At 69.5% G+C, this 12679-nt stretch carries 15 protein-coding genes; 1 reads left to right on the plus strand and 14 read right to left on the minus strand.

Annotation, left to right across the window (positions count from 1 at the left end):
- Positions 1 to 92: 92 nt before the first annotated feature.
- The 8 genes from GGE06_RS16830 to GGE06_RS16865 form a co-directional block, all read right to left on the minus strand.
- Positions 93 to 1487, minus strand: a complete 1395-nt coding sequence (locus GGE06_RS16830; protein ID WP_184931154.1) for a tyrosine-type recombinase/integrase — start codon at positions 1485 to 1487, stop codon at positions 93 to 95.
- Positions 1481 to 1654, minus strand: a complete 174-nt coding sequence (locus GGE06_RS16835; protein WP_184931243.1) for a helix-turn-helix transcriptional regulator — start codon at positions 1652 to 1654, stop codon at positions 1481 to 1483. Before GGE06_RS16835 ends, GGE06_RS16830 begins: the two co-directional genes overlap by 7 nt.
- 20 nt (positions 1655 to 1674) lie before the next feature.
- The gene (locus tag GGE06_RS16840) at positions 1675 to 3144 is read right to left on the minus strand and encodes a replication initiator (RefSeq protein WP_184931155.1); all 1470 of its coding nucleotides are present in this window, start codon (positions 3142 to 3144) and stop codon (positions 1675 to 1677) included.
- 137 nt (positions 3145 to 3281) lie between these two features.
- A complete protein-coding gene (locus GGE06_RS16845) occupies positions 3282 to 4043 on the minus strand; it encodes a DUF2637 domain-containing protein (protein ID WP_184931156.1) in 762 nt (253 codons plus the stop codon).
- A 51-nt stretch (positions 4044 to 4094) separates the two neighbouring features.
- Positions 4095 to 5501 (minus strand): FtsK/SpoIIIE domain-containing protein, encoded by a 1407-nt coding sequence (locus GGE06_RS16850; RefSeq protein WP_184931157.1) that lies wholly within the window; start codon positions 5499 to 5501, stop codon positions 4095 to 4097.
- Entirely contained in the window at positions 5498 to 5902 is a 405-nt protein-coding gene (locus GGE06_RS16855; RefSeq protein WP_184931158.1) for a hypothetical protein, read from the minus strand. Before GGE06_RS16855 ends, GGE06_RS16850 begins: the two co-directional genes overlap by 4 nt.
- On the minus strand, positions 5899 to 6144 hold the full coding sequence (locus GGE06_RS16860) for a hypothetical protein (protein ID WP_184931159.1): 246 nt from the start codon (positions 6142 to 6144) through the stop codon (positions 5899 to 5901). Before GGE06_RS16860 ends, GGE06_RS16855 begins: the two co-directional genes overlap by 4 nt.
- Entirely contained in the window at positions 6144 to 6551 is a 408-nt protein-coding gene (locus GGE06_RS16865) for an SCO3933 family regulatory protein (RefSeq protein ID WP_184931160.1), read from the minus strand. The genes GGE06_RS16860 and GGE06_RS16865 overlap by 1 nt, the downstream gene beginning before the upstream one ends.
- A 174-nt stretch (positions 6552 to 6725) precedes the next feature.
- Here GGE06_RS16865 and GGE06_RS16870 point away from each other — a divergent pair, with 174 nt between their 5' ends.
- Positions 6726 to 7313, plus strand: a complete 588-nt coding sequence (locus GGE06_RS16870) for a GntR family transcriptional regulator (protein ID WP_184931161.1) — start codon at positions 6726 to 6728, stop codon at positions 7311 to 7313.
- A gap of 1444 nt (positions 7314 to 8757) precedes the next feature.
- Here the strand turns inward: GGE06_RS16870 and GGE06_RS16875 are convergent.
- The 6 genes from GGE06_RS16875 to GGE06_RS16900 all read right to left on the minus strand — a co-directional run bounded on the left by GGE06_RS16875 (position 8758) and on the right by GGE06_RS16900 (position 12597).
- Positions 8758 to 9489 carry a hypothetical protein gene (locus GGE06_RS16875; RefSeq protein WP_184931162.1) on the minus strand — a complete coding sequence of 244 codons (732 nt, stop codon included), beginning with the start codon at positions 9487 to 9489 and terminating at the stop codon, positions 8758 to 8760.
- 144 nt (positions 9490 to 9633) lie between these two features.
- Positions 9634 to 10500: a GNAT family N-acetyltransferase gene (locus GGE06_RS16880; protein ID WP_184931163.1), complete on the minus strand. Its 867-nt coding sequence runs from the start codon at positions 10498 to 10500 to the stop codon at positions 9634 to 9636.
- An 88-nt stretch (positions 10501 to 10588) separates the two neighbouring features.
- Positions 10589 to 10753 (minus strand): hypothetical protein, encoded by a 165-nt coding sequence (locus GGE06_RS16885; protein ID WP_184931164.1) that lies wholly within the window; start codon positions 10751 to 10753, stop codon positions 10589 to 10591.
- Positions 10750 to 11874, minus strand: a complete 1125-nt coding sequence (locus GGE06_RS16890; RefSeq protein ID WP_184931165.1) for a radical SAM protein — start codon at positions 11872 to 11874, stop codon at positions 10750 to 10752. The genes GGE06_RS16885 and GGE06_RS16890 overlap by 4 nt, the downstream gene beginning before the upstream one ends.
- A 193-nt stretch (positions 11875 to 12067) precedes the next feature.
- Positions 12068 to 12397 carry a hypothetical protein gene (locus tag GGE06_RS16895; RefSeq protein WP_184931166.1) on the minus strand — a complete coding sequence of 110 codons (330 nt, stop codon included), beginning with the start codon at positions 12395 to 12397 and terminating at the stop codon, positions 12068 to 12070.
- Positions 12397 to 12597, minus strand: a complete 201-nt coding sequence (locus GGE06_RS16900) for a hypothetical protein (protein WP_184931167.1) — start codon at positions 12595 to 12597, stop codon at positions 12397 to 12399. Before GGE06_RS16900 ends, GGE06_RS16895 begins: the two co-directional genes overlap by 1 nt.
- Positions 12598 to 12679: the final 82 nt, after the last annotated feature.

A 12679-nucleotide genomic window follows, 5' to 3' on the forward strand; every position in this document is an offset into this window, starting at 1 on the left:
CAGGATGGAGGCAGGCGCCGCCGAGTGGATCTGGTTTCCGGAAAGTCAGAAGGGGTGCCCCGTATGGGACACCCCTTGATTGTTTGGTTGGACTACTGGTCGTCGGCCTCTGCGAGGGCCCGCTCGATCTGCTGGTTTGCGTGGTGCTGGTTGCGGCGGATTGCCTTCGCGTAGAAGCGGAACAGCACGGCGATGCTGTGGCCGGCGCGGCGGGCGACCTCGGCCGGGGAGACGCCGGACTCCAGCCAGAGGGAGACGCAGGCGGCGCGGAGTCCGTACGGGACCTCGGCGAGAGGCGTCTTGGCTTCTCGCTCGGTGAGGACGGCTTCCCGGGCGGCCTTCCAGATGTCGCCGTACTCCTTGCTGAGCAGGCCGCCGCTGCGGACAGCTCGGAAGAGTCGTCCGTCCTCGGCCGTACCGAACTCCTTGATGTGGTCACGGATCAGGCGGACGAGGACCGGGGGAATGGGCACCTCGCGGGTCGCGCGCCGGGCGCGCTTCTTGAGGCCGCGGGAGTCATACGACTCGCCCGAATCGGTCCAGCCGGAGCCGACACGCGCCGAGCTGGACGACAGGACGACTTGGCCCCAGCCCTCCTCGGGCAGGGTGAAGTCGGACGCCCGGAGCGTCACGGCCTCGCCGGGGCGGGTTGCCGCGTAGTAGATGCACCCGAAGAACGCCTTGAGGTGCCGTCCACGATCACCTTGTGCTCCTACGGCATCGATCAGCTTCCTGGCGAGAGCCGGGCCAGGCACGTATCGGAAATCGATCTCGTCGTCCGTCTCGGGCGGAGTCCAGTCCACCTTGGCCAGTGGCAGCGACGGCAGGCGTTCCAACTCGACGGCATAGCGAAGGCAGTTACTGAACACGGGCACCTTGCGGTTCACCGTGTTGTCCGCCGCAGCGGTGCCGTCCATCTTGCGGGCCAGCGCATCCAGGGCGGACCGGACGACCGCCGGTGTGTTCAAGGCCGAGATGTCCACGGACTTGCGTCCGATCCAGTCGAGGGCCGCCACGATGGGTTCCGGCGCTTCCTCGGCGTCGACGCGGGCCACGAGCTCGCCGTCCTGGTCGAGGACGAGGCGGAAGGCCCAGGAGTAGAGCGCGGCGCGGAGGACCCGGGGGGCGGGTGCCCCACGGTTGTCCTTGACCAGGCGAGGGGTGACCGTGGCCAAGGCGTCCGCGATGCTCGCACGGTGCTTGGCCGAGGCGTTGGGCCACTTCATCGCCACGTACTCCCGAGCGTGGGCGAGCCAAGTCGGGGACTGGGCCGCCAGCACCTCCGAGGCCGGCAGGCCGGTCTCGGTGTCGAACTGCTCGCGATTGCGCAGCGCGGCCATCAACTCGGAACGCCGACCATCGGCCTGGGCCTTGAGCTTGTAGCTCTTGGAGAACGGCTGGGCACCAACCCGCCAGCGCAGCTGGTAGGCGGCAGCGCGGTCAGGGCGCTTGCGGATGCTCCAGATCTTCACGTCGTACGTCAGCACGCGGACACCTCGCAGCCCTTGAACCAGGCGTCGAGGTCGGCCCGGCGGATGCGGAGCTGACCGTTGGGGAGCTTGAGGCAGCGGGGCGCGCTTCCACGTGCGCGGAGCCGGTAGAAGGCGGCCCGGGACATGCGCAGCTCTGCCAGGGTCTCCCCCAGGGTCAGCATGCGGGTGGTCGGTGCGGCGGTCACTGCCAGACCTCCCCTTCGGTCTTGGCCCGTTCCTTGTCGTCGCGGGCCTGGTTGATGTCGTGGCGGGTCTGGTTGGCGAGGAGTTCTTCGCCGGGGCGGTAGCCGGAGGCGAGGTAGGCCCAGGAGGACTCGGTGACGAGCACGGTGTTCGGGGCGGGTACGGGGTGGCCGGCGCGGACGCGGGCGGCGTCGGCCTGGGCGAGCCGCCAGGCGCGGCGGACGTCGCGCAGGGCGCCGAGGGTGGTGGAGTAGGCGCGGGACTTGGTGGAGAAGTGGCCGCGGAAGCCGAGCATGTGGGCCCACTTGCAGAGCTTGAGGTCCGCGAACTCGGGCAGGCCGCCCAGGTCCCAGGCGGTGCGGATCATCTGCCGGACGTGCCGGTGCACGGGCAGGTCCCGGAGGGATTCGGCCTGGCGGGTGCCATCGCAGTCAGGGCAGAGGTCCTTCACCCGTCCGCCGACCGTGCCCCGGCCGGAGCAGGTCCGGCAGATCAGGGACCGGTCCACGGTGCCGGAGTCCTCGGCGCTCTTGGTGGCGTACTTGGCGACGTACCCGGCCACGGCGGCGTCGGTGAGTTCGCCGTCGCCCAGGGCGGTGATCTCGTCGGCCCTGAACTTCTTGCCCCACTTGATCTCCTGGTCGCCGACGGTGTCGGAGGCCACGGTGAGGGTGGTGCTCTTGATCACGGTGGCGATGGCGGTGCGCAGGTCGTCCACGCCTGCCCAGGCCGGCGGGGCGCTGTTGTGGCCGTCGGGGCCGTCGAAGCGGACGACGGCGTGGAAGTGGACCAAGCCGCGCTGCTGGTACTCGGCGACCTTGGCGAAGGAGACGCGCAGGAGCTGCTTCATGTCCTTCTGGGTGAGGCGGAAGTGGGCGGCCAGGGCGCGGCGGAGGTTGAGGGTGAAGCGTGCCCACAGGGCTCCGGCGTGGGCGTTCCACAGCACGGCGCCGGTGTAGTCGTACGCCTTGGGGGTCAGCGGGGTGCCGAGTTCGGGGGCTCCCTCGGGGTGGTGGGTGCCGCAGCGGCAGGCGCGGGACTTGCCGTCCTTGTCGGTGGTCCGGTTGTGGACGGGGCCGAAGGAGGGGGCGGTGAGGGTGAGGAACACCCTGGGGTGCGTGCGGACGGTTTCGGGGACGTTCTTGCCGCCGCAGAGTCCGGCGCGGACGAGGTGGTAGGTGTCGGCGGCGTAGGTGCGGGAGCAGGCGGGGCAGCGGGAGGAGCGGCGGTTTCCGCAGGGGGTCAGGAGCCGTCCGGTCGGTTCGTCGCTGGTGGAGTACGAGCGGATCGTTTCGCCGGTGGTGTGGTCGCGGGTGGTGGTGTGGCCGACGAGGTTGATCGGTCGGGCGCAGCCGCGCAGGCGGGTGATCTGCTCGCGGGTGCGGTCGAAGTCGCCCAGGTTGGCCAGTTCGATCAGGTCCCGGACAGCGGGGCTGATCACGTGCCGCAGGTCGAGGTCGCGGGGCATCGGCAGGAGGATCCTTTCCGCTGGTGGAAGGGCCCTCGGGCAGCACCGGGCGAGGGGCGGTGGTGCTGCCCGAGGGCATGACGGGTCAGGCCCAGGTGGGCCAGGGGTGGGGAAGGTGCCGGGAGGCCCGCGGAGGGTCAGGCCGACAGGGCCGCGTGTGCGGCGGTGGCGAGCGGCAGGGCGATGCCGAGCCGGGTGCGGAGCTGGACTGCGGTGATGGGTTCGCCGTGTGCGGCCAGGTGGGATGCGGCGATGGTGCGGGCCGCGTTCATCAGCGGCTCCGGCACGGCAGGGGCCGCCTGAGCCGGTGCGGGTTTCACCATGGGGGCCGGTGCGGTAATAGCGACCGGGGCCGGGACGGCGAGGGGGGCCGGGGGTTCGGCGATGGGTTCCACGACGGGTTCCGCCACGGCCAGGACCGGCTGGATGTCCGGCTCAGGCTCCGGTGCCGTGACCGTTTCAGCCACCGGGACCGGCGCGGGACTCGGGGCGGTGGGAGTGACGGAGTGGAAGTGCCGCAGCAGGGTAGGGCCCACCGCGCCCCAGCCGAGCAGGAGGAGCGGGGCCACGCTGTCAAGGGCGGCCCGTCCGTAGTGTCCGGCCAGGATCGGGTGCGCGGTGTTGAGGGCGAGAGTCAGCAGGCCGGACAGGTGCATGAGGCGAGTCGCCGAGCGCAGCTCGCCGGCCGGGACTCTGCGCAGGGACAGGGAGCGCAGTGCGACCAGGAGCCCGACCACCGACAGGTCCACCATGGGCGCGATCAGCGGAGCGATGGGGGCCGGGACTCCGAGACGCAGGGCCAGGGCCCAGACGTTCCCGAAGGAGAACACGAACGCCAGGGCGGCGATCAAGATCATCACAACGGTGATGGTGCGCTGCGTCGTCCGGTCTTCCGTCAACGTTATTCACCTCCTTTCCGAGGGAGTTGGGTACGGATTGGAGTCCAGGGTTCAGGCTGCGGCGGGGGCGTCGTCCTCCGGAGGCTCGTCCTTGCGCAGGCTGGGCGGGGTCAGGTTGGCCAGCAGTTCGGTCGGGTCCTGGGTGAGGTGGGCGGTGAGCTTGGCGACGGCGGCGGCGTGGGCGGGGTCGAGGTAGGGGGTGCGGACGCGGACGAAGCCGGGGCGTCCTTCGGCGGCCATGGAGGCGACGCCTACGTACTGGGATCCCTGGAGGTTGATCGGGTCCATGTCTGGCCAGTTGCGGATGTCGTCCCCGAGCGCGGCGACGGATGCTTCGGTGGTGCGCTGGTAGAAGGACAGGGCGGCGCTGCACACGTCCCGGATCGAGGTGGGGATGGCGTCGCCGGTCGCCTTCTGGGTGGCCGGCACCGTGTAGATCCCGACCGACCGGCCGCCCTTGACGAGCAGACCCGTCAGGCGGATGTTCTCCGCCGCGAGGGCGGCCAGTGCGCGGGTCTCCTTGTCGCTGCCCTTGTGGTCGTGGAAGAAGGTGTGCGACTCGTCGATGACGGCGAACACCAGTGGCCACTGTTCGCTGGGGCCGACGTTCCACATGTTCGACGTGCCCAGCACCGTCCGGGCCATCGTGGCGCGGTCGTGCAGCAGCTTGACCAGCCGCCGCAGCAGCGCGTTGGCCTCCCGCAGGTCATGACCGGCGTGCGCGAACACACGGGGCAGTACGTCTGCGTAGTCACCGTGGGCGGCGTCGGACACCTTGCCGTCGATCACCGCGAACTGCACGGCCGGGGACGGCCCGAAGTAGGAGACCAGCGCGGTGAGCAGGTTGGACTTGCCGCCGCCGACACCACCCGCGACCACCGCCCCCGACTTGTTCTTGAGCTCGATGTGGACCGGGGCGCCGTACTCGTCCCGGCCGACCGGCCACACCGTCAAGTCGGCGGGCGGCTCACCGGTCGGCACGTACTGGATGTGGCCGGTCAACGGGTCGCGACGGATCGCCCGCAGAGTCGCCAGGCCCGGCTTGCCCGCCTCGACGGCGACCCGGACGCAGCCCCAGGCATCGGCCAGGAACCGGGCCTTGTCCTGGAGTTCCTTGATCCCGACCTTCGGCAGCAGCTTGACGTGGACGATCACTCCGTACTGGTCCGGCTGCGTCTTGATCACCGGGACCAGTTCGCGCGGCTTGGGCTCCGGAGCGTTCGTGCCCGTGGTGAGGGAGGACAGCCAGGGCGGGGTGCGGTCGGTGACCGACAGGCCGGCCATCTTCGCCAGCCGCGTCCACGTCATCCGGATCTTCACGGCCTGCCGGATGCTCCGGCGCATCTCCTTGTCCGCCCGCATGTAGCGGACCGTCTTGACCATCGCCCACGCCGTCAGCAGCACGACGCAGACCACCATCACCACCGGCAGCAAGCCGAAGACCTGTTCCACGTTCATCGAACCCTCCCCGAATTCTTCTTCACGTCCTCGATGGACACCCTGATGTCCTGTCCGGCCTCAAGCCGTGCCAGAAGTGCGGTGGCCAGTGCCCGCCGCTTGGATCCCAGTGGCAGACCCGCCCCGTCGGACGCGGACCGCAGCAGGTCCCACAGTGCGCGAGTGCGCTCGCTGATCTGTTCGGAGTACAGGAACCAGTGGAGCGTCAGCTCCAGGTGCTCCAGGTCCTGCTCATCGCCGAGCTCGGGATACCCGTGCGCCCGCAGCACAGCGTGCACGTCCATCAGCAGCCGCTCGCTGAACCGGGGGTCTCCCTCCTCGGGGAGAAGGACCGGGTAACCGGGAACCTCCGGGGTACCGGCCTCCCGAGCGGGGCCGTTGTTGATCTCTTCCGGAGTCATCGTGCCCTCCCCTTCCGTTGCTCGTTCATGTCCTCGATGGACGCCTTGATGTCCGCGCAGATCCCGTAGCCGTAGACCGACATCCGGGCCTCATGGACCGCGCGGGAGACGTGCATCCGGGCGATCGGGTCCAGTTCGATCCCGTGGGCCGTGAAGACAGCCAGCACGTCAGCGGAGAGGGACGAGGGCCCGTCGCCGCCGCCGGGCGGAGTGGTCGAACCCCGCCCGGCAGTGGCGCCCATTACGCGACCTTCTTGACCGCAGCGGCCGACTCGGAGACCGTCTCGACCGGAGCGGCAGGCGCGGCCATGGCGGGGGCCTGGACCAGCTCCAGGCGCGAGACCCGGTAGGCGACGCCGTCGGAGAGGCTCCCGTTGAAGATGCGGGCCCACGGGGTGGCGATCAGGTCCACCGGACGAACCATGACGCCCGGCACCAGACCCGCGGGGACACCGGACACCGGCACGGTGATCTTGAGGATCTCGGCACGACCCTCCGACATCTGCATCACCGTGACCGTGTGGAGGACCTCCCCCGTGTCGCGGTCGGTCGCGATCTCCCCCGTCTCCGGGTTCTTGATCTTCGGGGTGTCGCCGGTACCGGTGATGTAGATGTCGGTCGGCTTGACGAGGACCGGGATACGAGCCATGCGTTCACTCCTGTGATTCGGGGCCCTGGTGAGCCCGACGAGGCAGAAAGTATCTCGCCCAGCTAGCCGGGTCAAGTTAATAGAAGTGAGCGACCTAGCTATGTATAGCTAGGTGGGTTGGCTTCACTTGGCAGAACACGGGGTAGCTGGGCTAGGGGCCGCTACCCTGGGACCATGACGAAACGGCCCTCCAGCGACACGCGACCGCCCTACCGGCGGATGGCGGACGTGCTGCGCGACGAGATCGAGCGGGGTGTCCTGAAGCCCGGCCAGCAGCTCCCCTCCCACCGCGAACTGCAAGAGCGCTTCGAGGTCGCCAACATGACCGCCCGCAGCGCACTGCGCGTCCTGCGGGACGAGGGCCTGATCCACACCGTGCAGGGCCGGGGCAGTTTCGTCCTCTCACCCCAGGCCGAAGAGGCCGGCGACGCCGAACGCCCGGGCGAGCCCGCCAGCGGCTACACCCCGCCGGCCTGGTACACAACGCCGATCGGCCGCAAAGAAGTGTGGGCCCGTCCCGGAAGCCCGCCCTCACTGCGAGACCTGTTCAGGCGCGAGTCGGACACCGGCGAGGCCGAGCCGACCACGCAGCGAGCGGAACCGCCGGCCACCGGCGAGCCGGGAACGCTGACCCGCCCGGACGCCAGCCCGGAGTTCAACGCCCTGGCCCGCCAGGTGGAAACTCTCACGCAGCAGGTCGGCCAGCTTGAGCAGCTTTTCCGGCAGGTTCTTGAGGCAGTGCAGAAGCCGGACCCGTCATAACGCCCAGCACGCTCGCCACCTCTTCCGCCAACTGGGCCAAGCGCTCCGTTTGCTCGCCCAACCGAGCCAGATACCCGGCCAGTTCCTGCTGCTCCCGCTCGTTCATTTCCACCCGTTCGTCGTCGTGCCGTTGTTGCGTGTCGAGGCCGGCCAACCGCCGGAGGTTTGCCCAGCGGTGATCCGCCGGCGGATCAGGGCTTGCCCGTGCCGTGCCGCAAGCCGTCACCGCGGCCGTTGAGCCAGGTTTACCGGCCGGACCGGACAGGTGCGAGGGCCATGGCCCAACGCTCCCGCCGGGTGGGCAGAAACCTTCCTTCACGTCCCGCCGTACGGGCGTGGACCTCTTCTGTGTCCTCATGCCGCTTGTCCTTCCAGCCGTCCGGCTCGCACATCAAGGGTCTGGAGAATCGCCGGTTTGGCTAACCGGCGATCGTCGGCTATATTTCGCCGCCCCGGTTTCAGGGATCGCCTATAGAGGTCGGTTTCCCGGGGTGTGTGTGACCCCGAGTGAATGTGACGCCGATCACCTCTCACCTCTTCCGCGTCTAGCGCCTCCGGACCCTCCATGGCATGCGACAGCAGGCCATCGAAAGCCGACACCTTCGCCGCGACGAATCGCTCCCTGCACTGGGGACAGGTGCCGAAAAGCCCTACCGGTGTGACACCGCCACGTTGTGACCTGAGCCACATTTCGCCAGGTGGGCCGTCGACTTTTTCGCAGGCCATAACGATGCAACGGTCAGCCTGTGGATATCTTTCAGCGATCCCGCGAGCAGACCGGCATGAAGCGACTGATTACGAGCTGATCGGGGCGAAGCATGGCAAACAGCCACTCCCTACCGGCCGAAGTCGCCGAAGGGGTGAGCTGTCCAAAGTTTCTTTACTGGATCAAGGTGGCCCGCTGGCGCGGGCCGCGCGGCGCGGCGGCCCCAGGCCGCCGCTGGCTCCATGTCTCCGCCACCGCCTGCGACGGCCCCCGCCCGCTCGCGCCGCAAAAGCCCGAGAAGCGGGCGGCCAGACCCGCGAAGAACCCTGCCAGCCGCCCGACGGCGAGCGCGGCCAGGAGGAGCGGGACGCATGCCAAGTCCGCACCGATCACCGTGGATTGCCGTTCAACCAGCTGTGGCTGGGGCGGCCGGCCTCCACGGCTTTACCCACCTGTTCGGGCCGGGGCCCGCGTCGGGCAAGTCCAGGGGGCCACTCGTTCAAATTCCGGGCAGGGGCAAAGCCTGCCCGAGTTGCCGGGCCAGCGTACGGCCCCCTGAACATGCCCGACCCCAACCCGAACAGGACACCGGCCAAAGCCGCTCCGGCTGGCCGCGTGGAAACCCGCGCCTGCATGAGCGAACGGCCAGAGCGTGGGCGGTGGTTGGCGCGTGAAGACTCCGACACTCAGGGCGGGCGCCGGGAGCACGGGGGGACGGGTGCGTGTCGGAGCCCGGAACTATCCGCAGGGACCGGAGAAGCCACGCTGCCTTCCGGACGCTTCCGCGACCCACGTTCGCCAAACGTGGCGCGTGTTCGGCACCTCAGGGCGATCGAGAAGCCAGAGGACATAGCCAGCGTGAAGGCGTGCCCATGGGTTGTCCGAGGCGGCGGCCGTGCCGAGCCTGTGGCGGAGATCCTCACCGTCGACTGCTCGTGCGACGCGAACGTACTCGCGGTCCTTGCAGCGATAGGCCCGCTGGACGACGATCTCGACGAGGTCGATGAGCTTCGCCCTGGTCGGCTGATCATGGTCGGCAACGGCCATGCGGCGGATGAGCGACTGTTTAGTGCCCCACGCCTTTGCATGCTCTGTCCACTCGCGGGGGAACCGCGCTTCCCACTCCAGGAAGAGAAGCGCATAGGGCAGACTCGGCCCGCGGGCGCCCTCGCCCACCCACAGTCCTTCGGGCAGGGAATGGCTACACATGTCTGCGTACACCTCGCGCGCCCGCTTGAAGGCCGGCTCCTGATACTGCTCCTCCGGCCCCAGCGGCCTCGTGAGATGCCACAGCTCGTTCGATCGGTCGAGAGCAGCCCAGGCATTCCTCCGGGCCCCATCCAGATGCGCGAGTGCCGCCTGTCGCTCAGCGGGATCGTCGGCTATGAGGCCGAACGCCCAGCCCAATCGTGCGCGCCAGGCGTCGGCCTCGTCGCTGCCTGAGCCTGCCCCGGCCGCCCCGTTCGTCATGACGGAGATCATCCCTCAGGCCGCGACGACGTACATCACGTACGCCTACAACACACGGATCGATGGTGACGAGGCGCGGTGATGAGTGGATCACCCGAAAGGCACTGGACAGGTTGTGACCGCGCGGCGTCCTGGAACCGGCGGTTACGCCGCTGTGGTGTGGGTGAAGCCGAGGGAGGTCAGTCCTTCGGCCTGGCACAGCCGGTCAGAGGGGCCGTCGACCTCGGTCTGGAGGAGCTGGTAGGCGGCGCCGTGGGCCTGGCCCCAGTGCATCGCGGCCCGCCACAAGACGCGACCTAGTCCCTGGCCTCGGGCCTCGGGCAGGACAGCGAAGTACTGGGGCATGAGCTGGGGGCGGCCGATTGCGTCGGGGCGTACTTCCATGGGGCCGATCGCGCCCACGATGCGGTTTTCGATGGCGGCGGCGAGGACCGGGCCGCACTGGCCGGTCTGCATCTGCGTGTGGAGGAAGGCCAGGCCATCGCCCGCCATGGCCTCGGCGAACGGGGCGAAGGTGTTCTGCACAGTGGCCAGCCAGTCGGTCACGGGGCGGACCGGACCGCCGGGATCGTGGCAGGGGCCGGCAGCGAAGTCCTTCAGCTGGATGCGGGTACCGCGCGGGTGCGTGGTCTCGGGGCCGAGGGGGCGTACGACCCGGGCGTTGACCACGTCGTGCGCGGCGGCGAGCTTGGCGGCCAGCTCGGCGGCCTCATCCACGACGCTGTCGCGGAGCCCGTAGGCGAAGACCTTGACGGTGCCGCGTCCGCGTCGGGTCAGGGTGGGAATGAGGGTGTGCTCGGATTGGTGGACCACGGCTTCGCGGAGGACTTTCTCGTCCTTCTCGCCGCCCCAGCGCCGGTCCTTGTCGTAGGGCAGGAAGCCCCCGGTGTCGGCCGCTCGCAGGGTGTCCTCGAAGATGCCGACAGTCAGGGCGGCGGGGTGGACGGGACCGAGAGTCGGCACGATCGGTGCGGCCAGTTGGGGCCGGAGCCAGTCCCAGCGGAAGAACATGAGCGGCACCCTAGCGGTGGGACGGGCAGGGCTCAGGCCCCGACGCGAGTACGCCGGGGCCTGAACGGAGTTGACCGGATCGTGTCGGTCAGTGGGGGTTGTCGTCTCCGGCGTCGCAGGAGCACTCCGCGCTCTCCACGATCACGTCGAGGTCCTGGACGGCGGTGATCGACGCGGTTGCGACGGGCGGGGCCGTGCGGCGGGCCGAGGCCGGCGGGCCGGGGAGGATGGTCACCGGTACGGGCGGGGTCATGAGGCGTTCTCCTTGTCTCCGTGCTGGCAGTAGCTGTGCAGCGGCGCCTTCGCCTCCTGGTAGTGCTTGGCCAGGGGGCGGCAGACCCGGCAGGTGCCGGACAGGGCGCAGCCCTCGCACCCACCGGTGCGAAGCATGAGGCGGTCGGCGATGGCGCCGAGCCGGGTGAGGCCGTCGATGCCTTCGGCCATGAGGTCGATCTGGTCGTCGCGGCCGACCTTGCAGATCGAGACCTTGGCGTGCGGGTCGGCGTGGAAGAAGGTGTGTCCCGCGTTGCAGCCGGCGAACGGCTTGCGCTGCCGCAGGTGGGCGGCGGACTGGGCGAGCAGCGGCTCGCCGCCGCCGTAGATCGTGGGCGTCATGTTCGTGTACGCGTGGTTCTCGACGTTCCACTCGTCGGCGAGGGCGGCCATCTTGTCGGCTTCGGAGGCGTTGTCCTCGGTCACCACGACGTTGATCCGCAGCGGCAGGCCCGCCTCACGGGCGGCGTCCATGCCGCGCCGGAACGCCTTCCACGCCCCGCGGCGCTGAGTGAGCGTGTCGAAGGACTCCTCGCTCGCCCCGTACATGCTGACCACCAGCCGGTAGGGCGGGCAGTCCCGGAAGAGCTTGAGGAGGTCCGGCCGCCAGAGCAGCGAGCCGTTGGTGGAGATGGTGAGCATCATCCCGGCCTGCCAGGCGTACCGGTAGGCGCCCTGGAAGTGGGGATCCATGGTGGGCTCGCCGCCGGTGATCTGGAGCCAGAGGACACCGGCCTCGCGCATGATGTCCAGCAGCCGCACCTTGTCCTCCCAGCCGAGGCCGGAGAAGGGCCGCTCGCCGAGGTAGCAGTGCTTGCAGCCGAAGTTGCAGCCGAGGTTGATCTCCCAGGAGGCCCGGCAGTAGCCGTACGGGGACGGCTCGCGTACCAGCACGGTGCTCTGCGCGGTCTGGCCGCCCAGGTCCAGACTCCATACGTCGGAGGCGGTCTGCACCGCCCAGGCGGGAAGCGACTCACCGTCGATGGCGGCCTGGCGCAGACCCTCGAAGTGGTCGGCGGAGATGCGGGCGCCGGCCCTTGCTCCCGGCTTGAGGAGAAGGTGCCCGTCGAGGAACGGGGAGGCGATCAGAGCGTGGGCCATCGGTGGCCCTCCTTCCGGATCACGGAGCGGGACAGCGAACGGGGCCCCTGGCGGTCGGCTCGGCAGTGGATCTCGCCGAGCCCGTTGCAGGTACCGCAGGTCTTTCCGGACGAGTTGGCGCCGCTGCCACCGCAGTCCCCGCACTGTTCGTTGCGAGGCGAGCGAGGGAGCCGGGTCTTGTGCGGGCTCGCGATCAGCTGATGCACGAGACCTCCTCCAGGTCGTCTTCCCAGGTGTGCTGCTTGGCGTGGTTGGCGAACAGACAGCAGCCCTCACCGTCGGATCCCGGGGCGGCCACCGGGCAGTCAGGGAGTACGACGAGCTGCGTCTCGTCCGTCCCGTGCCAGCGGAGCCACAGCGCGGTCCCGTACGCGCCGGCGTCGGCGAGGAGACCGAAGTGCTCACCTTCGTCGTGCGCGGACAGCTGGCACTGCACGGCCCTGTCGATGTACGGGGCGGCAGACTTCTCCCGCGCTTCCCGTGCCAGGTCGAGGGGCACCCGGCGCCAGCGCGCGCAACGCATCACGACACCATCCGGAAGGACGCGACGGCATTCCGGGCCTGCTGCGAGCACCGGGGGCAGACGCACGGCGGGTAGCGGCCCGGGTTCTCCGGGACCACCGGGTCCTCGCCCACGCGTACCTCCGTGAGAGGTCCCCACGTCTGGCCGGAGTCGCGGGAGACCCGCAACGTCATCCGTACGTCGTCCTGTCCGTTCGCCATGTCAGGAGCATCGCGATTCGCGGGGCCGGTCAGAAAGGCCAAGCGGATTACCCAACTTGGGTAACATCACCCTCGGTTGACC

The organism is Streptomyces nymphaeiformis (genome assembly GCF_014203895.1).
Lineage (GTDB): Bacteria > Actinomycetota > Actinomycetes > Streptomycetales > Streptomycetaceae > Streptomyces > Streptomyces nymphaeiformis.